General features: G+C 50.0%; 19 protein-coding genes, 1 tRNA gene and 1 pseudogene. 5 read left to right on the plus strand and 16 right to left on the minus strand.

Features of this window, described 5'->3' with window-relative positions:
• Nucleotides 1-79 precede the first annotated feature (79 nt).
• Entirely contained in the window at nt 80-1,372 is a 1,293-nt protein-coding gene (locus OS242_RS02965; RefSeq protein WP_267150156.1) for a TIGR03943 family putative permease subunit, read from the plus strand.
• A 116-nt stretch (nt 1,373-1,488) separates the two neighbouring features.
• On the opposite strand, the gene OS242_RS02970 is transcribed toward OS242_RS02965, so the two are convergent.
• The 4 genes from OS242_RS02970 to OS242_RS02985 all read right to left on the minus strand — a co-directional run bounded on the left by OS242_RS02970 (nt 1,489) and on the right by OS242_RS02985 (nt 4,721).
• On the minus strand, nt 1,489-1,689 hold the full coding sequence (locus tag OS242_RS02970; protein ID WP_267150157.1) for a DUF4083 family protein: 201 nt from the start codon (nt 1,687-1,689) through the stop codon (nt 1,489-1,491).
• A 128-nt stretch (nt 1,690-1,817) separates the two neighbouring features.
• Complete coding sequence (brnQ, locus tag OS242_RS02975; RefSeq protein WP_267150158.1) at nt 1,818-3,131, minus strand: branched-chain amino acid transport system II carrier protein; 1,314 nt, start codon at nt 3,129-3,131, stop codon at nt 1,818-1,820.
• Nucleotides 3,132-3,261: 130 nt separating this feature from the next.
• Nucleotides 3,262-4,122 (minus strand): SDR family NAD(P)-dependent oxidoreductase, encoded by an 861-nt coding sequence (locus OS242_RS02980; RefSeq protein ID WP_267150159.1) that lies wholly within the window; start codon nt 4,120-4,122, stop codon nt 3,262-3,264.
• Nucleotides 4,123-4,274: 152 nt separating this feature from the next.
• Entirely contained in the window at nt 4,275-4,721 is a 447-nt protein-coding gene (locus OS242_RS02985; protein WP_267150160.1) for a hypothetical protein, read from the minus strand.
• A gap of 169 nt (nt 4,722-4,890) precedes the next feature.
• Between OS242_RS02985 and cls the strand changes: the two genes are divergently transcribed.
• Nucleotides 4,891-6,216, plus strand: coding sequence for a cardiolipin synthase (cls, locus tag OS242_RS02990; protein WP_267150161.1), 1,326 nt, complete (start codon nt 4,891-4,893; stop codon nt 6,214-6,216).
• A gap of 12 nt (nt 6,217-6,228) precedes the next feature.
• Here the strand turns inward: cls and OS242_RS02995 are convergent, their stop codons facing one another.
• The 4 genes and pseudogenes from OS242_RS02995 to OS242_RS21350 form a co-directional block, all read right to left on the minus strand.
• Nucleotides 6,229-6,942 carry a class I SAM-dependent methyltransferase gene (locus OS242_RS02995; protein WP_267150162.1) on the minus strand — a complete coding sequence of 238 codons (714 nt, stop codon included), beginning with the start codon at nt 6,940-6,942 and terminating at the stop codon, nt 6,229-6,231.
• Nucleotides 6,943-6,952: 10 nt separating this feature from the next.
• Nucleotides 6,953-7,507: a GNAT family N-acetyltransferase gene (locus tag OS242_RS03000; protein ID WP_267150163.1), complete on the minus strand. Its 555-nt coding sequence runs from the start codon at nt 7,505-7,507 to the stop codon at nt 6,953-6,955.
• 50 nt (nt 7,508-7,557) lie between these two features.
• Nucleotides 7,558-8,499, minus strand: coding sequence for a tetratricopeptide repeat protein (locus OS242_RS03005; protein ID WP_267150164.1), 942 nt, complete (start codon nt 8,497-8,499; stop codon nt 7,558-7,560).
• Nucleotides 8,500-8,684: 185 nt separating this feature from the next.
• A pseudogene (locus OS242_RS21350) lies at nt 8,685-8,855 on the minus strand (helix-turn-helix domain-containing protein); the annotation flags it as partial.
• 177 nt (nt 8,856-9,032) lie between these two features.
• Between OS242_RS21350 and OS242_RS03010 the strand changes: the two are divergent.
• The gene (locus tag OS242_RS03010) at nt 9,033-9,794 is read left to right on the plus strand and encodes a helix-turn-helix domain-containing protein (protein WP_267150165.1); all 762 of its coding nucleotides are present in this window, start codon (nt 9,033-9,035) and stop codon (nt 9,792-9,794) included.
• A gap of 5 nt (nt 9,795-9,799) precedes the next feature.
• Here OS242_RS03010 and istB read toward each other — a convergent pair whose 3' ends face one another.
• The 3 genes from istB to istA all read right to left on the minus strand — a co-directional run bounded on the left by istB (nt 9,800) and on the right by istA (nt 11,821).
• On the minus strand, nt 9,800-10,579 hold the full coding sequence (istB, locus tag OS242_RS03015; protein WP_267150166.1) for an IS21-like element helper ATPase IstB: 780 nt from the start codon (nt 10,577-10,579) through the stop codon (nt 9,800-9,802).
• On the minus strand, nt 10,576-10,950 hold the full coding sequence (locus OS242_RS21355; protein ID WP_407702076.1) for a Mu transposase domain-containing protein: 375 nt from the start codon (nt 10,948-10,950) through the stop codon (nt 10,576-10,578). The genes istB and OS242_RS21355 overlap by 4 nt, the downstream gene beginning before the upstream one ends.
• Before the next feature lie 100 nt (nt 10,951-11,050).
• Nucleotides 11,051-11,821, minus strand: a complete 771-nt coding sequence (gene istA, locus OS242_RS03020; protein WP_267150167.1) for an IS21 family transposase — start codon at nt 11,819-11,821, stop codon at nt 11,051-11,053.
• A 29-nt stretch (nt 11,822-11,850) separates the two neighbouring features.
• On the opposite strand from istA, the gene OS242_RS03025 reads away from it, so the two are divergent.
• Complete coding sequence (locus OS242_RS03025) at nt 11,851-12,141, plus strand: hypothetical protein (RefSeq protein ID WP_267150168.1); 291 nt, start codon at nt 11,851-11,853, stop codon at nt 12,139-12,141.
• Nucleotides 12,142-12,535: 394 nt separating this feature from the next.
• The gene (locus OS242_RS03030; RefSeq protein WP_267150169.1) at nt 12,536-12,658 is read left to right on the plus strand and encodes a hypothetical protein; all 123 of its coding nucleotides are present in this window, start codon (nt 12,536-12,538) and stop codon (nt 12,656-12,658) included.
• Between the two features lie 100 nt (nt 12,659-12,758).
• On the opposite strand, the gene OS242_RS03035 is transcribed toward OS242_RS03030, so the two are convergent.
• The 5 genes from OS242_RS03035 to OS242_RS03055 form a co-directional block, all read right to left on the minus strand.
• Complete coding sequence (locus OS242_RS03035) at nt 12,759-14,369, minus strand: hypothetical protein (protein ID WP_267150170.1); 1,611 nt, start codon at nt 14,367-14,369, stop codon at nt 12,759-12,761.
• A gap of 551 nt (nt 14,370-14,920) precedes the next feature.
• On the minus strand, nt 14,921-15,679 hold the full coding sequence (locus tag OS242_RS03040) for an FRG domain-containing protein (RefSeq protein ID WP_267150171.1): 759 nt from the start codon (nt 15,677-15,679) through the stop codon (nt 14,921-14,923).
• Between the two features lie 138 nt (nt 15,680-15,817).
• A tRNA-Pro gene (locus OS242_RS03045) sits at nt 15,818-15,894 on the minus strand.
• Nucleotides 15,895-15,991: 97 nt separating this feature from the next.
• Nucleotides 15,992-16,762, minus strand: coding sequence for a fumarylacetoacetate hydrolase family protein (locus OS242_RS03050; protein WP_267150172.1), 771 nt, complete (start codon nt 16,760-16,762; stop codon nt 15,992-15,994).
• A 67-nt stretch (nt 16,763-16,829) separates the two neighbouring features.
• On the minus strand, nt 16,830-18,161 hold the full coding sequence (locus OS242_RS03055) for a hypothetical protein (protein ID WP_267150173.1): 1,332 nt from the start codon (nt 18,159-18,161) through the stop codon (nt 16,830-16,832).
• Nucleotides 18,162-18,257 lie beyond the last annotated feature (96 nt).

Raw genomic sequence — 18,257 nt, forward strand, 5'->3', positions numbered from 1 at the left:
ATCTTATAGCAAAATAAGGAAGGTTTCATTATGTATATTTTTTACAATTACTCCAAAAGTATGAAAGGAAGTCAATTTCATGAACAACAAACGCATCATCACCGGCAGTCTCGCCCTCCTCCTCGCCGTCTCGCTCACCGTCGGTTGCAGCAACCAATCGGAGACCGCAAGCGGCTCCAACGTCCAGATCACCCAAGACCAAGTCAACGACCTGCTGAAAAGCCCGGACAAATACAAAGGTTCCACCGTCGAACTAAGCGGCAAAGTCTTCCTCGAACCTGGCAAAATGACCGACAAACTCACCAACGCGTTCGTCATGCACGTCGGCGCAACGAACAGCGAGATCGTCGTCGACATCGGTGACGTGTCCACGGAGCGGCTGACGATGGACACGTGGATTCAGATCACCGGCACCGTGGACGGCACCCACAAACTGGGCGACCTGACCCAGCCGGTCATCAAGCTGAAGGAACTGAAAAAAGTCGACGGTCTCTCCATCGTCTCCCCGGCGAAGAGCTTTGAAGACGGCAGCACCTTCTCCAAACGAAACATCTCCTTCACCATCAACAAGATCGACTACGCCAAAGAAGAGACCCGCATCCACCTGACCATCAAAAACAACCGTGCCTCCAAGATCGGCTACAACGTGGCGACCGTCACTCAAGACGGCAAACAACTCGAAGAAACGTTCGGCAGCCAGTTTAAAGATGCGGTCGATTTCAAACAATTCCTCGCCGGCGGGGACATCCAGCCGCGCTCCGAAGTGAGCGGCATCATGGTTTACCCGCCGATGGACCCGACCCTGCCGTTCAAGATCGCCTTTGATCTGTACAGCGATGTCATGTTTGATGAAGACAACTTCGTCTTCCTCCGCCCGGCATCGGACAGCAAGGCCGGCGACAAAGGCACCGAAGATCCGAAACAGCAGCAAGAAACTTTCCTCGAGGTCATGGAGATCGGCATCAAAGACATCGCCGTCTGCGAAGCCGGCATGGAACAAGCATTCGACGACCTGAAATACAAAGACATCACCTACAAGCAGATGAAAGAGATCTACGCCGAAAACACCACCTACTACGAACAAGCTCTGGGCGACATGAAAAAAGCCCCTGTCCCGGACGACACCCGGTACAAGGACTACCACCAATCGGTCATCGACGTCTACGAAGACCTCGGAGACCTCTACAAAAAACTCGGCCTCGCCCTCGGCGACTCCGAAGAAAGCCTCGATCTCGCCCTGTTGGAGTCCTGCCTGGCCGACATCGAAGCCATCAACCAAAAAGGCCGCGAGATGGAAGACAAATACGACGACCTGAAAAACGGCGGCTCGTCGAGCGCATCGACATCTTCGAGCACCAAACAATCACTGTAAAGCAAACAACCACACCGAGACAAGGTGTGGTTGTTTGTTTATACATCGACATCGTCGAGCACGAATCAATCGCTGGATAGCAAACAACCACACCGTGACGAGGTGTGGTTGTTTGTTTATTTCAGCTCTTTACCTTCCAATTCACGTCGCTCCAGCAATTCGATCATTCGCCCCATTTTGGCTGCCATCTCGGCATCCGTCTGTTGCTTTCTCTTCATAAAATTGAGCACCGCGATGATGAGATAGACCACGAGGGCGATCATCCCTACGACAACCAGTATGTAGGCCAACCCAAAAAACTGAATAATACCCGTCACCTTCCCACGCCCCCTCTCCAATGATTTCCATCTCCTACATTCTATAGCAACGGTCTATTTCCTGCACAGACAAAAAAGGCGACACTCCACACGGGGAGCAGCCGCCTTTTTCATGTGTTTCTTCTATACTAATACACCCCATGCTTCTGCACAGAGTCCGTTTTCTTTGCACCAAACTTCGACCAGACCCATCCCGCTGCCAATCCGAGCAAAGCAGGCACAAGCCAGCCGATCCCTTGCTCCTGCAACGGCATCGAAGCCAGCGACCCGACACCCATCACGTCGAGCAGACTGTACACCCCTGCACATCCGAGTGTCGCCGCGTACACGGGAGCCGCCCATTTCCCGGCCCGATCCAGCAGCCCGAACACCACGAGCAGAATCGCCACCGGGTAGATCACACCGAGTATGGGCACCGACACCTTCAGGATCTGGGTCAGCCCCACATTGGCCACCGTCAGACTCACCAAGCAGAAAATTCCGACCCACGCCCGGTACGACAGGCGCGTAAACCGTCCCGCAAAAAACTGACTCGCCGACGTGACCAGCCCGATTGACACACAGAGGCAAGCGAGCGTAAACACCACACCAAGCAACAGCGTGCCGCCCGACCCGAACAGATAGTTCATCATCACGCTCAAGATCTGCGCCCCGTTCTCTGCCGCTCCGAGCGACGCACTCTGCGCGCCCAAGTAGCCGATGATCAGATAGACCGTCGTCAGCAACGCACCCGCTCCGATGCTCACATACACCATCGCAGCCGACAGCGCCTTGTCTCCCTCGATCCCCCGCGACCGCAACGCCGTGGTCAGCACCATGCCAAACACCAACGCCCCGATCGCATCCATCGTCAAGTACCCGTCCAAGATCCCCTGAAACACCGGATGCGCCGCATACTCACCCCGCGGCTCCCCGAGAGCACCCAGATCCGTGAACAGACTCTTCACAAAGATCACAGCGATCATCGTCAACAGCAAAGGCGTCAACAGCTTTCCAAACCGGTCCACCAATTTCAAAGGGGAGAGACTCAGCGCATACACCACCCCGAAAAAGACCAGCGTATAGAGCAGAAGTGACACCGGATGCTCCGCCATTTCTACAGGAAGAAACTGGCGCACCCCCATCTCATACGCCAAACTCCCCGCACGCGGCACTCCCAGCCCTGGGGCGATGGAGAGGAAGATGATCACCGGAAACCATGACGCAAACACAGGATGCACCCGTCCGCCCAAGCGTTCAAAACTCCCTGCCTTCGCCACCGCCATGACGGCCAAGATCGGCAATCCCACCGCCGACAGTACAAAACCCGCCAGCGACAGCCACACAGACTCCCCCGCCGACTGCCCAAGGAACGGCGGAAAGATCAGATTTCCTGCCCCAAAAAACATCGAAAACAGCATGAAACTGACATAGACGATCTCTTTCCTCGGCAGACCCTTCATGTGCGATAACTCCTTTGATGTCCAGTTGCCTCGTTACGACTTCCAACGAAGATATTAGTTATGGATTCTACCAAGAAGTTGCATGAAAGACCAGCCAGTTTTCCATATTCGAAATATTGAATCTAATAAATCAGTTAAAAGCTGCCGGTATCAGAAAAGACGGATTGCGGTCGTTCAAGATATCCTCCAGCCGCACTTGCACAGCCTGCTTGGCTTCCGGGTCGGGTAGGATGTAAAATTGGCGGTTTTGGATCGCAGCAAACGTGATGTCCGCCACTTCCTCCGGGGTCATGCCGTTGCTCACCGCTTTCCTCATCATCTGATCGAGTTGAATGTCCATCGGCGACGGCATCTCACGGTCATTCGGACCGCTCAACTCCGTCGGTCGGTTCCGGTGCGCATCGCAGATCTGCGTCCGCACAAATCCAGGGCAGAGCACCGAGACGCCAATCGAGGACTGGATCATCTTCAATTCATGAGACAACGTCTCGCTCATGCTGACCAGCGCGTGTTTGGTCATCCGATAGATACCAAGCCCCGGCCCCGTTTCCAACCCGGCTCGAGACGCCGTATTGACGATATGGCACTCCGTCTGCTGCTCCAGCATGATCGGGACAAACGCCCGGATCGCATGGATCGGCCCCCACAGGTTCACACTCATCACCCACTGCCAGTCGGCCACCGTGCTGGTCCAGAGCAAAGCCCCGGAACCGACTCCCGCGTTGTTGAAGAGCAGGTGCACGGCACCATAAGCGTCTACCGTCTGCCGGGCCAACGCTTGCACGTCGCTCTCCTTCGACACATCGGTGAGGACGGCCAAAACGCCCGCACCCTTCGCTCTCAGCTCGCGTTCGGCATTTTGCAACGCCACTTCCTCCACATCCGCCAGCACCACCTTCATGCCCTCCTTCACACACCGATCTGCCAACGCACGGCCAATCCCGCTCGCCGCTCCGGTGATGACGGCTACTTTCCCTTTGTACGATTCCATCTGATTACCCCCTAAAGAAAACATATTTTGTATTTGTTTGCAATTATAATAGACGAATGCGAGTTTCGTCTATATTTATTTCAAAAATCATTTCATCTGCCACTTTGAGGATGACAAGAAAAAAGCAGCACTCCTCGGAGTGCTGCTTGCTATCATTCTTGTGGAGCCGCTAACCGAATCTGCACAACCTTCGGGTCTGATCCCTTCTCCTCTTGATCCACGACCCGCCAGTTCATCGCCAACACAGACTGGAGCCACTCCACATCGGCGTCCGACAACTGGATCCCGTCCAAATGATCGCCTTTGTCCTGATAGTCCCGCTCATCTTGCAAGCCAAACTTCACCGCGAGCAAAGACTTGACCCCGTTGATCGTGTGGAAGGTGACGCGGTATCCATCCTGTACCGCCTTTTCACATTCAGGCCAATGGTCAGCGGCGAAGTCGATCAGCAAAGTAAAATCGACGATCCGATCACCGATCTGGTGCTCCCGGGCAAACGTCCCTTTTTTCAACTCGGTCAAAATGTCCTGCTTCGCAAATCCATTCGCCAGCAGCATCTCGATCCGCAACGAGAGCATTTGGTTGATCCTAACGGTCATTCGCTCAACTCCCTCTCTATGAATCCGCATCTGACTATCATTATTATTATATATCAAATATAAAACTCTCGTCTCCTCGGCAAGAAAACACCAGAATTTACGAGGAAAGTCATGCCCCTTTTCGCACATGATAGAATAGACGATTTGCAAAAACCGACAGCAAAAGGCGGTGGTCGCCATCATCTGCTCCTCTGTCCTTCTTTTCCTGGGCTCCTTTTTCTACTTGTCGTTTCGCAAACGAAAGTTATTCCAAAGACCGGCAGGCAATCACGGCGATCTGGAAAACTTCATAGACCAACAAAAAGGACAACTGCAAAACTTGTCTGCGATGCATGGAAAGGGGGCGTCACACATCCATCGGTTGGTGCAACTGCTCACGGAAAACCATGCTGCGCCGCTCACATCAAACAACCGCGCCCAAGTGCTCACAAACGGCGAGGAAAAGTTTCGGGAGCTCAAGCAAGCTTTGTTGCAGGCCAAGCACTATATTCATATCGAGTACTACACCGTAAAAGACGACCAGATCGGTCGAGAGATCCGGGACCTCCTCATAATGAAGTGCTCGGAAGGAGTGAAGGTTCGAATGATCATCGACGGTCTCGGCAGCCGAAAGATCCCGAAACGAGTCCTTCAAGACATGTTGAAGGCGGGCATCGAGATCAAACACTTCCTTCCGATCACCCTTCGCAACCTCCTCAAGCTGAACTTCCGAAATCACCGCAAGATCGTGGTGATCGACGGAACGCTCGGTTTTATCGGCGGCATGAACATCGGCGATGAATATCTGTCCCGCAACCAACGCATCGGCTTTTGGCGGGACACGCATCTGAAAATAGAAGGAGCCTGCGTCCGCGATTTACAAAAAACGTTCGTGGATGACTGGCACTACCTCACCGGTTGTCAACTTCAATTGACGAATGATCTCCCCAAATCCGAATCGGAAGGCTGCCAATTCATCCAAATCGCCAATTGCGGTCCGTCTTGCGAAGGTGAATTGATCCGTGACTTGTTCCATCTGGCCATCATGACCGCACAGCGTCGCGTGTACATCCAAACTCCGTATTTTGCCCCCTGCAGGCGAACACTGGCGGCCCTCAAGCAAGCCGCTCAAAACGGTCTGGATGTGCGGCTGATCGTCCAAGGATGCACGATCACTCCGCTCACATTTTGGGCTGCGCAGTCTTATTTTGCAGACTTACTGCGGGCCGGGGTCAAGATCTACATGTACCAAAAAGGGATCTTGCACAGCAAAGTTCTCGTCGTCGATGACCTGTTCGCCTCCGTCGGTTCTGCCAATTTTGACATTCGCAGCTTTCAATTGAACTTCGAAACCAACGCGGTTTTGTATGATCGGCAACTTGTCGCCCGCTTGGAACAAGACTTTTTACAAGACATCGAGGACAGCGTGAGAGTCTGTCCTCGCCTGCACAGACAACGCCCCCTCTCGCATCGATGTAAAGAAGCGGCTGCCCGCATGTTTGCACCGCTATTGTAAAAGGGGACCACATCAGTGGTCCCCTTTTTCTTGCTCAGGAACAGCGTAGAAATACACCTCATTGTAGAACAATCCCTTTTTAAATCGCTTGAGAACTTGACAGGAAAATCCCTGATCTTCGAACAACTCCAGGTATCCTCGCTCGTCTCGGATGTAATCCCCTTTGTCGAGCCATTGCATAAACCAGTTGCAGATGGGCGTGTGTTCCCAGAGAGACGGCTCGATCACCAGCACCCTCCCCTCCGGAGACAAAATACGCCGGAATTCCGCTACATATCGGGTGATCTCCTGCGTGGCAATGTGATGCAGAACGGCAATAATCATCACAAAATCAATCGAACGGTCTTCTACAGGCAGAACATCATCTTGCAAGACGCTGAATTTGTATCCCGGATACAAACGGCTGGCCAACTGCACTCGTCCGTGATCCGGCTCAATCCCGTGATACATCTCGGGCGTACAGAGCGTGCAGTTCGCTCCCGTGCCCGCACCAAAATCGAGGATACGCTTGTTCTTCAGATCAAAGTTTGCGTTGATATGGTTATGAATGTATTTCTGAGTCATCCATTTGGGACGCACCAACCGATGATACACAAGCGGTGAAAGAGCCATCTCTGCATTCCTCTTCTCCTGATGATTTCTTTTAGTTTGCAGAGGAAAAAACATTTGTATCCGGTCTTTGCGGTGAAAAGGAACGTGCTTAGAAAATACCAGCGTTCCCCCCATGCGACTCACGTCAAACCATTATCTCTACATCACGTACATTCTTCCTCCAGATCATGTGATCATGTCCAGGGCCCCAATAATCCTTTAGCCAATAATCCGGCTCTCCGAATTTCTTCCGCCACATTGCTTGAGCACGGCCGTAGCCGCTGTCCAGACAGAATTCATGAATACCCCGGCCTAAAAAGATCAGCAGCATGGCACTCCATAACAAGGTCCCGATCCCGCGACCCTGATACTCCGGAAGCACAAATACAGTTCCGACCTCCTGCAATCCGTCCCATGTTCCATTGGTGCATTCATGAATCAATTCACTGGCAGGACCGTATTCGATCGTGCCTACGATGCGATGATGCTGATCTACAGCAATCAGAAAATATCGCTGCTCCCCGTTACTGTCCAAATCGCTTTGCAGGTACCGTTTTTTGCTCTCGATTTCGCTCTCCCGATCATCGGATAAATCCGACAGCCCTTCTCGTTTGAATGTATCCTCTACGACCGCGATAAAGAGTTGCATCAACTCTTCAAAATCCTCCGCTCTGGGCCTTCTGATCTTGATGCCATACATCTGTCATCATTCCTCCTGTCTGTAATCACATTTCAGGTCACCCATGCGATTCATTGGAAAGGTTCTGACGCGTTTCTCTTCACTCGAACCGTGTACTCCCGAATTGTTTCCAATATTTCGATCACTCTGGGATGATCACCTGCTTGCAGATAGAGCCGGGAGAGTTCATACAACGTTTCCTCCCACTCCTCCACCCGATCCGCCTGTTTGAATCCAACTGCGGCCATCTGGAACCGGCGCTTCGCTTCCTCCGGGTTGTATGTTGCCACCGCGACTCGTGCCAGGACACGGTTGATGACAGCCTGACCGACATGCAGGGGCGGGAAGAACGCCTGCGCCTGCCCGCAAGACTCGACTGCCCGACCCAGATCCCCTTTCCGCAAATAGATCTGTGCCAGCTCCGCACAGGCCATGCCTTGTAACTCGCGATCCTTCAGAAACTCCGCCTTGGACAACGCGTACCTCAACATCTGCTCCGCATCCTCTTCCCGATCCGTAACCGCGTATAGAGCAGCCGTCTCGATTTCCAGTTGGATGGTCATCCGCAACTCCTGAATGCTCTGAAAGACAGCATGCGCCCGCTCCGAGTGCACAGCGGCTTGCTCCACTTTCCCGAGTTGCTTGCAAGATCTTGCGAGCTCCAAACAGGCATGTGCCATCTCCGGAAGAGTGTCTCTGCCCTCGTACATCTCAACAGCACGGGATAGATACTCCTCCGCCGTAGATGGCTGCCCTTGCATGATCGCGACTTGACCAAGCCTGTGCAGGATACTTGCCTGAAGACCTGCATCTCTCGCCTCCATCTTCTCGCTCTCCGCCAAAGCCTTCTCCCACTGGAAGCACGCGATCTGATACAGCTTGCGTTGAAACGCGATGTGCCCCAGATCTAGCAACACCTTCGCCTTGAGATACGCATCGTCACTGAGCACCGCGTATTCCTGCAGCTGTTTGAAGATCGCCTCCGCCTCCGCAAACTGACTCGTATGCAGCAAGCACTCCCCGAGATGAAACAAGATCTCCATCGTCGAAATCGACGCACGCGCCTCTCCACCAATCCCCGCAACAACGGGATCGCCGACCCGTACTCCTGTGCCGCCACCATCGCCGTCGCCATTTTGTAGGTGCTGATGGAGTCCAGATTCAGCTCCACGTTCGAGAGCAAGTTTTCCACCGGCACCTCCAACCGTTCCGCAAAGGCGGATAACAAGTTAAAAGACGGTCTCGCCTTCCCACTCTCCACCTGAGACAACATCGACGGCGTAGCGATCCCCTCTGCCAACTGGATCTGTGTCCACCCTTTTTTCAATCGCAACTCCCGAATCCGCTGTCCTAACGTCAAGTCACCCACACACTCACCCCTCTGAATCTCGTTGAGATGAGTTTAGAATTTACTTATTAGTTCCAGCAATATGTTATAGCGAGTAGGAATTTTGCATAACGACTATAAACATTTCACAACTGTTGTTTAGATGGATATACTTATGTATAATTATCTTTGCTTATTGTGATTGCAGAGGTGGTACATATGAATATCCATAACGAGCATAAAGAAACCATCGGCGAAAGAATCCGCCGACTCCGAAAAGAACGCAACCTCCCCCAATCCTTCCTGGCCGATGCCACCGGCGTCACGTTCGGCTGGATCAGCCAAATCGAACAGGACAAAGCAAACGCATCGCCGGAGTTGCTGAACAAGATTGCAGTTGCTCTTAAAGTTCCGATACGAGAGCTTTTGCAAGATGAAGATCAACACATGGAACTCGTCAGCCGTATCCGTTTAGTCGAAGTCTTGCTGGAAACGAATCAAACTGACGAAGCAGAATCGATGATTCAGGATCTGCAACACGAAAAAGATCTTTCGGAAAAGGACCGGATCATGCTCTCCGTCCATCTGGCCGAATGTCGGTATCAACAAAAACGCTATGAAGATGCTCTTCACGTCCTCCACCCCATCATTACGGATCTAGAGGCGGAAAATCATCATGACGCGTACCTGTTAGCGTTAATCCGCAACAAAATCGGCAATGCCTACACACAGAGACAGGACACAGGAAATGCTTACTACAATTACAAGAAGGCTCTCGATTACACCTCACGTTTCTCGTCATTCAACGACCTCGCTGCCCATATCTCCTACAACGTCGGCCTCACCCTGAGACGACGTGGCAGATCGCATGACTCGATCCACTTCTTGGAACGCGCCGGAGAATACTTTCAACTGTCAACATCAGTTGAAAATTCCTCAAAAACGCCGTTTGAAAATTCCCCAGTTTCACCGCCCAAATGAAAAGGCTACCTGTCCTGATCCTCGGTGTTTTCTGCCCTGAAGAATCCTGCTTTTTTCTTTTCCTTCACTCGATAGCTTTCGCCTTTGATGTTGATCGTACTGGAATGATGGAGGAGGCGATCCAGAATGGCAGTCGCTAACACGGTATCGCCAAAGATGTCTCCCCACATGCCGAATGATTTATTGGATGTGAGGATGATCGATCCTTTTTCATATCGTTCCGAGACAATTTGAAAGAAGAAATGGGCAGCAGTTTCGTCCATCTTACGGTAGCCAATCTCATCAATAATGAGGAGATCCGGCTTAGTATAGACGCGCATCTTCTGTTGAATGGAGCGGCTGTGATGGGCGTCCTGAAGAGTCTGCACAAGATCGTGAGCCGATGTAAAGTAGACGGTCTTTCGTTGTGCGATGGCCTCCATCGCCATAGCTACCGCCAAGTGCGTTTTCCCCACACCTGGCGGCCCTAGCAGGATCACATTCTCCTGATGTTCAACAAAGCGTAAGGTGGCTAGGTCACGCATTCTGCGCTCGTCGATAGACGGCTGAAATTCGAAGTCAAACTGTTCCATCGTTTTGTGGTACGGCAACTTGGCAAGGCGTGTCCTCGTCTTGAGATAGCGGTCGTGTTTCGCCGCTAATTCCTCCTGAAGGAGCTTGTCTAGAAACTCCAAATACGTTAGATTGTGTTTAGCTGCTTCTTCCGCATGAGCATGGAGAATCTCCGGAATCCGGACCCATCCAAACTGTTGAAAGGCGGCTTCTAAGCGCTCTTGTATGATCATGAGCGCACCACCTCCTCGTCTGTGAACTGTTCATAGACGGCGAGAGGACGTATGACCACTTCTGGTATAGCGTTAGACATGAGTCGCGGTATAGGTTGGGGAACCGGTTTGGCGACGCTGTCTGTTCGAATGCCTTCGAAGTGGTTTTTATTTTGTATAACGATTCTTTGACCGGTAGCTTTTCTGTGTTCCGCGATCATCTTACCTTCATAGTAGATCCGAATCCCGCCGCGACGATCATCTTTGATCTGCACAAGATGCCCAATAAACCGACTCGGAACAGAATATCGATTCCCCTCATAGGAGATGAGAGTGTCTGACGACACTTTGCGAACATGGTATTCCACACAATCAAACGGCTCTGATGCCATCTGTTTTAAACATTCACGGGAGAGACGGTCAACAGGGCGCTCTTGCGTCGTGCCGTGAATGCGAACATTCGCAATACTGTTTAGCCAGTGAAGGGCCAGTTCATTCAGGTGCTGGAGATCGGTAAAGGATTGTACCCGCGGCCAGAAGTTTTTGCGGACATAACCCACTCCGTTTTCTACCTTGCCCTTCGTTCGAGCCCGATAGGGGCGGCAGCGGCGAAGAAGGGAAGCCATGATGGGCTGCAAATTGCGCGAAACGCGCATTCCAAACAACATCGCCTTGATCATCCACACCAGCTACTACGGTTTTCATGTTGTCGTAGAGACAAGTTTCAGTGATACCACCAAAGAATTGCATAGCCCGTTCGTGACAACCCATCAGGGTTTCTAAACGCTGGTCTTCTGTGAATTCCACAAACATGGAACGGGAGAATCCCAAAACCATGACAAACGCGTAGAGACGCTTTTTCTTTCCGTTCCACTCAACTCGGAACTCGCCCCAATCCACCTGAGCCTGCCGACCTGGCGGTGTTTCAAATCTGACCGTTGCTTTTGAGGAAACCTGCGGCCGAAGTGGTCGCATATAGTCTCGAAGGATCGTAATCCCGCCGGTGTACCCAGTTGCTCGGATCTCGTCTAAGATGACAACCGCATTGAGGCAACCTTCTTCCATCCGTTGTCTGACGTAAGTCTTGAAGGGAGCCAACTTTTCTGGTTTCTCTACAGTACGGCGGTAGTCGCCCGGAACTCCCTCCCGAATCCATCTTCTGATCGTCTTACGGTCGCGGCCGAGCTCTTTCGCGATGGACGTGATGCTCATCCCCCGTTGCTTCATCTCTTGAATCACAAAATATTCCCCATTCTTGACCATGATTTCTCTCCTCTCGGAGAGATTGTCCGTTGGAAGTGGGGAATTTTCAACCGTTTATATTGGGGATTTTACAACCGTTGCTCACACAACAAACCAAGAATCTAAAAAGCTATGCCCATTCCCTTTACGTGCAGGGAATCGCATATAAAAACACACACGACTTCGAAAAAGCAGCCGAACTTTTCCATCAATCGAAACAGCTCTACCAGACGCTCAACCACCACTCCTTACTCTACGAAGTGCAACTGACCATCGCATCGTCCATCACCCATCACCACGACCTTCAGCAAGCGTTACGAGAGTTGGAAGAGTGCTTCTAGCATTTTGTAAAGGAAGACGACCCAGCCGGTATCGTGTTTGTGTTAGCGAAGAAAGCGAGTCTCCTTTTAGATCATGGTCACTTCGAGGAATGTGAATCAACTCTCGAACAAGCAACGGTCTATGAATCTTCAGTAGGTGAGATTCTAGAAGCCGGAGAATACCACTCCGTTCTCGCTCGATACCAACACACCAAAAAACAATTTCCACAATCCATCAATCACAGTTTAAAATCTTACGAAATCTTTGGTAGAATAGGCATGTACCAAGATCAAGTCAACGCCCTGAAACTCGTGGTTGATTCTTACCGCAGTCTCGGAGATTTCGAAAAAGCTTTGCACTACCAATCGGTACGGAGCGACGTACTAGAACTGATGAACAAGGAGCGAATATAACATGAAAAAAGTACTGATCACGATGTTCGTTGTGTTACTCGGAATGGGGATTGTTCAGGCGGATCTTCAATACTCCGCTGCTGACCGCGATCCAGGGCCATTGGTGATTGCACAAACAAAATAATTTAGACTTTACTTAGCACCCTTAGGGTGCTTTTTATTTCCATTAAGCCGACAGCAAAAAACCCCGTAATGGTTTATCAAAACGGTCAAAATGTCAGAATCTAATCGGTAAAGCTACCAAAATGACGAGAAAAATCATCTAGACTCTCTGATAATTTCTCGAAAATCAGCTTCGGAAACCTATTAGGCAACGAGGTACTGACAATAAAGTTTGTAAATGACATCCCTGGAAACAACTTCTTTTTGTTTTCAAGGATTCGAAATATAGGCTTACCATTTTTTCGCCCAATAAGGTTACTCATCAGCTCGAACTCCTCAATGCTGAGATGAAAATGACCTTTAAAATCCATATCTAATAATGAGCTGAGCCTCTCTGTTATTTTATCCTCAATAAACTGGATCGTAGGAAATTCCCCCGTCGTTACGCTCATAACGAAGATATCTCGAATTCCCTTGAGTTTTGAGTGCTGCACGCCATGAATCAATTCACTCAGCCTATCATGTATTTGCTTAATTGGCTCAATTACCATTCGATCAATATCTTTCTCAATGTATGATTCTTCACCTTCAAGAATGGTTTCAAGCAATAATCTTCTACTCTTAGTTTCTATGACAAGCAACTTATCTCCCAATCTAAGCATGAGGTCCGGTGACCTCTTTACACCTCCTGCTCCATATTCATACTCAAACTCTTGAATCACTTCATAAGGAAGGGATGAGTCATGAATCGCTCTTTCCAGTAAGATTTGTACATACCGCTCAAATACGCGTCCCATAAAGCCTAAAAACTTTGAGTCATTTCGTGGGTAACAGTTTCTAATCCTAAAAAACAACTGTGAAAAAAATTGCTCTTCAAGCAATTTAGACATAATTGGATAACTTCGTCCATTAGGCAATTTTATTATCGGATATTCAAGAAACTTCGTGTAGTTCCAATGCGAATCGATTGTATCAATAGCCCATAGTTTTGCATCCTCTAAACTAATACTAAGCGAATCAAGAACTTTTGCTCCTACTTTGGTGAACTCCGCGTTATTAAATAACTTAATTAAGTCCACTTCCCTGTTTGAAAAAATGGCATCCTCATCTTCTTGATATTTGGCCGTTATCAAACTAATCGTGCCTAAATAGTCTTGAATCGAGTATCCATATGTTTCATAGAATTTAGATGAAAAATTAATAGACTCCCGCGGAAAATTCATTCCGACCTCTATCGGTAGCTCTGTAAATATCATTTTTGCTCGAGCAAGTGCAGCAAATCCTGCCGTATGCTGATTGAAAACATAGTTTTGCAACATATGCTTTTTTACGCTTTCAACTGAAATGTCCTCTAAAGATATCGCATCTGATATTTCAATACAAAAAATGAGTAGGATCAATACAGCATGTCCTAGTGGCATATTATCTTCTTCAATAGCGTTGGTGTCGCCATAAGCCAACAACCATTTCCAAGTCGCAAGAAGTCCTTGATGACTATAAAGATATTTGTTCTTAGCCCTCTGACCAGCAATAGGAAAATTCCTTTCGAATAAATCGCGAACCGCTGCGTCTTTATCCAACGGCAGAGCAGACATTCTAGAAAGCACATTAAGTAAAGTCCCGAGAGGAACCGTCGAGAGACGATCAATTAATTCATCAGTATCAGTTTTATCAACAAATAAGTCCCGTTTGGTAGTAAATACTTTAATGAATTTTTTCATACCGGAATTCATAGTATCACTTCCTTCTGGCCAAGATGGTAATTAAGCATGCTTGTTTACCGCACTTGCTATATAATGCATGAAAAATCCAAGACAACTGTCTAGAAGAAGTGAGAGCACCATGGGCAACTAAAGTTGACCATATTAATGCAATACATTTATATAATACCATGATCAAACGCGTAGCTGAGATAGAATGGTGATTTTACGTTTCGTTCTCAAACGATACTTGGATTAAGTTTATATTGATAATTTAACAACGAGATCCCCGTTTACAAATTCCAAACGGGGATCTCGTGTATTCCAGTGATACATCATCCTACTTTTTTACAGGTTGTATAAGCCCCTGGGAAAGTACTACTGATACTTAACAGATCATCTTAAACTTCCGCAAGTTCGATTCGCTCTTCACTTGCGACTTCTCTATCTAAGCTACGTAATATTGAAGTTAAACATGAATGCATTCTCGAATACTTAACTATCCTATTTTAAATAGGTTCATGCATATCTTTTGCATCTAAAATTACTGTAATATCTACCATAAATTCATGCGCCAATGAATACTAAAATAATTTCGAAGAGGAAAACTGTCTAAAGTGATCAAATTGTTGCTTCTTCCCTAAATATTTGGCCAGTCCATCCATATCAGGAAAAATAGAAAACTCATTAACCCCACATTGAATCAAAAAATTGGCGATATCTACTTTTAGATCAGGCGTTAGCACAATTTCACTTAAAACATCTCTATTTTCGATTTCCTCATCCAATGATTTATTGGAATTCCCCTGAAGAGTGAAGTGCCCATGCTGAGCCACCATTCTAGGGTTATTTCTAACAGTACTAATAGCTAATGTTTGATCCGAAAAAGAACGATCATTAATTAATGTTTCATAACTTGGATAATAATGTGGGATAGACAATATCCCTTCATGATCAGACAAGTTATTCAGTTTATAAGGATTGAGCACCCAAATTCTTGCATTCCCGTCATGGTCCCAACGTTGAGTTGCAAAGAATAGTGCTACCGCAAACGAAGACGTCCAGTCTAAAAGCCGAGTACTCGCACCGTGATGCTGCATTAAAAACAATAGTTCCCAATCCGTTTTCCTATGAATTGTATTACCTAGATTATAAAAATCGCTATAGAGATTAAACTCATAATTAAGGAAACTTTCCAAACTCCCCTGAAAATCCAATCTAAAAAGGCCAGAATTTAATTTTGGCCATTCTCTACTTTCTCCTCTATACCAAACATCACGCTTGCTATATGTAAATCCATTAACTTTATCCAAAATTCTAATCCACTTTTTCGAATACTTCATCGTATATCAATCTCCCATCAATGTAATAATCTTTAAATTGTATCAGACATTTCGCTATTTGAGTATTTGAAAACATAAAAAGAGACCATGCCATCATCTCACTTGTGAACGTAGATGTCTGACACAGTCTCTTATAGATGGTCGGAATAGCGGGATTCGAACCCACGACCTCACCCACCCCAAGGGTGCGCGCTACCAGGCTGCGCTATATTCCGATGTTTGCAGTTGTGTGGTTGTCGTCAGCATTGCATCGGCGACGTTTACTACTATACCAGAGAGTACGCGCCGATGCAAGCGTTTATGACAAAGAAATTATTTCCGCAGGTCTCGTACCCGATTCACCAAGGTCCCTACGCCTTCAATCGTGATCTCGCACACGTCGCCGCCTTGCAGCGGGCCGACGCCTGCGGGGGTGCCGGTGGTGAGGATGTCGCCGGGTTCGAGGGTCATGACTTGGGAGACGAACGAGACGAGGTGGTCGACGGTGAAGATCATGTCGGAGGTCGACGACGACTGCTTGACCTCGCCGTTGATCTTCGTCTCGATCTTGAGGTTCTGGTAGTCCAGTCCGGTCGCGACGAACGGCCCTACAGGGGCGAATGTGTCAAACCCCTTGGCACGGCCCCATTGGCCGTCTTTGACCTGATAGAAGCGCTCGGAGACGTCGTTCAGGACGGTGATGCCGAAGATCGCGTCGCGGGCTTCCTCCACGGTCAGGAATTTGGCGCGTTTGCCGATGATGACGGCCAGCTCGCCTTCGTACTCCACGTCTTGGGCGATGGCCGGGAGGACGATCTCCTGCCCCGTCGCCACGACGGCAGACGGCGGTTTGAGGAACAGCATCGGTTCTTCCGGGATCTTTTTGCCGCGCTCTTCGGCGTGGAGTTTGTAGTTCAGGCCGATGCACATGACCTTCGTCGGGACGGTCGGTGTCAGCAGTTCGACGTCTGCCAGCGCGTAGGTCGCGCCGGTGCGTTCGGTGGTGTCGAGGAAGTTGCCTGCCAGTTCTGCGACGGTATCGCCTTGCAGCACGCCGTAGCGGACGGTGCCTTCAGCTTGAAAGCGGAGATAGTGGGCTGCCATGTCTTACATGCCACCTTTGTCAGTTTTTCGGTGTTTGCGCGCATTTTCTCATTTCCACGGAAATTCGTCAACCCAGCAAGGCGGTCAGCACGCCGTTGATGAAGTCAGCCGCCCAGCCGATCAGGGAGACGAGCCAGGACAGGTCGATGTCAAAGAGCATCAGGTCGATGTCCCAGACGTCGAGCGCCGTTTCGTCGGCAGGTGCTGCGGCGACGGGGACGACTTTTTTCTCGTTGACTTTGACCTCGGTCGGATTGGCCATGTCGACGGTGAGTTCGGCCGATTCGGAGACCCAGTTGTTGTCGCCGAATGAGTACAGTTTGAAGTGTCTCAGGCCCTTTGCGTTGGGTTCCTGATAGGTGTACAGGTACGAGCCGCGCTGGACGACGACAGAGCCGTAGCGGGCCTCTTTGGCCTCCCCTGCTTTGCGGGTGACGATGGGCTCGGCGAGGAGGTCGTTTTCGCCGTATGTGACGAGGGTGTAGGTGTAGTTGTCTTTCTCCCCCGGCATTTCCCATTCAAACTTGAGCTGGTATCCGGCGTTGGCTTGCTCGGCGTAGGAGACCAGTTTGAGCTCCGGCTTTTTCGGCGGGGTGTAGGTGCCCGGTTCGCCTTTCATCCGCTGGTGGAAAAATTCGTAGAGGTGGGGCACGTCGCTGGCCAGCGGCAGGAGGATGTTTTCCTGCGGCTGGACGTTGTACATGGAGGCGTTCCATGACATGGCGGACGGCTCCTGACCTCTCATCGCCTGTTCGATGCGCGATTCGAACGGGGTCGGCGCTTTGGCCAGCGGCGAGCCGAACAGTTGGACGTAGTCTTCCGCTGCGACTTCGGCGACTTGCCAGCGGTGGTCGACGCCTTCGACGGCGATGCGGTCGTCGTGGGTCAGTCCGCGCATGCGGGCGTAGGACGTTTGGCTCCAGCGCTTTTCGTCGGTCAGCGGATATCCGTCCGCTTGCAGAGTATAGTAATGGGTCACGTGATGACCGTATTCGTGTGCCAAGGTGTGGGCGAACGAGGCGACGGTCTGATGTTCGCGGCCGCCGTACAGTTCGATTTTGCCCGGTTGCATTTTCTGTTTGGTGCCGGGGATGATCGTGCCCACGGTCTGGAAGATGTACTGCCCCGCTACCCCTTTGCCTCGCGGGTAGTCGTCGTGGACGACGATCTCGTCGAGCAGTTCGATCTCTTCCCCGTGTGTGTTCTTCAGCAGTTCCTCGTGCAATGACTTCAGTTTGGTCTGCGAATCCCAACTCGGAGAGTGGCTGGTGATAACCATGCCGTCTGGCGCTGTGTACCGTTCGACCAAAGGCGACTCCGCATGGCTCACCCCTGTCCCCAAAAGCACGCACAGCATCGCGACCAAGAGCAGGATGCCCCCTCGCAACAAACGACTCATGTGATCGCCCCTCCCCTGTTGTTTGATTTCCCGGACATTTCCCGGACTCTACAACTATAGCACAAAGGGGAGCCATCTCCAAAACGAGGCTCCCCT

It is taken from the genome of Tumebacillus lacus (assembly GCF_026410385.1).
Taxonomy (GTDB): domain Bacteria; phylum Bacillota; class Bacilli; order Tumebacillales; family Tumebacillaceae; genus Tumebacillus; species Tumebacillus lacus.

Coding starts and splice junctions, on each gene's coding strand:
- OS242_RS02965 (WP_267150156.1), top strand. CDS start 80: ATGAACAACAAACGCATCATCACCGGCAGTCTCGCCCTCCTCCTCGCC.
- brnQ (WP_267150158.1), bottom strand. CDS start 3,131: ATGAAGGGTCTGCCGAGGAAAGAGATCGTCTATGTCAGTTTCATGCTG.
- OS242_RS02980 (WP_267150159.1), bottom strand. CDS start 4,122: ATGGAATCGTACAAAGGGAAAGTAGCCGTCATCACCGGAGCGGCGAGC.
- OS242_RS02985 (WP_267150160.1), bottom strand. CDS start 4,721: ATGACCGTTAGGATCAACCAAATGCTCTCGTTGCGGATCGAGATGCTG.
- OS242_RS02995 (WP_267150162.1), bottom strand. CDS start 6,942: ATGGGGGGAACGCTGGTATTTTCTAAGCACGTTCCTTTTCACCGCAAA.
- OS242_RS03000 (WP_267150163.1), bottom strand. CDS start 7,507: ATGTATGGCATCAAGATCAGAAGGCCCAGAGCGGAGGATTTTGAAGAG.
- OS242_RS03010 (WP_267150165.1), top strand. CDS start 9,033: ATGAATATCCATAACGAGCATAAAGAAACCATCGGCGAAAGAATCCGC.
- istB (WP_267150166.1), bottom strand. CDS start 10,579: ATGATCATACAAGAGCGCTTAGAAGCCGCCTTTCAACAGTTTGGATGG.
- OS242_RS21355 (WP_407702076.1), bottom strand. CDS start 10,950: ATGGCATCAGAGCCGTTTGATTGTGTGGAATACCATGTTCGCAAAGTG.
- istA (WP_267150167.1), bottom strand. CDS start 11,821: ATGGTCAAGAATGGGGAATATTTTGTGATTCAAGAGATGAAGCAACGG.
- OS242_RS03030 (WP_267150169.1), top strand. CDS start 12,536: ATGAAAAAAGTACTGATCACGATGTTCGTTGTGTTACTCGGAATGGGG.
- OS242_RS03035 (WP_267150170.1), bottom strand. CDS start 14,369: ATGAATTCCGGTATGAAAAAATTCATTAAAGTATTTACTACCAAACGG.
- OS242_RS03040 (WP_267150171.1), bottom strand. CDS start 15,679: ATGAAGTATTCGAAAAAGTGGATTAGAATTTTGGATAAAGTTAATGGA.
- OS242_RS03050 (WP_267150172.1), bottom strand. CDS start 16,762: ATGGCAGCCCACTATCTCCGCTTTCAAGCTGAAGGCACCGTCCGCTAC.
- OS242_RS03055 (WP_267150173.1), bottom strand. CDS start 18,161: ATGAGTCGTTTGTTGCGAGGGGGCATCCTGCTCTTGGTCGCGATGCTG.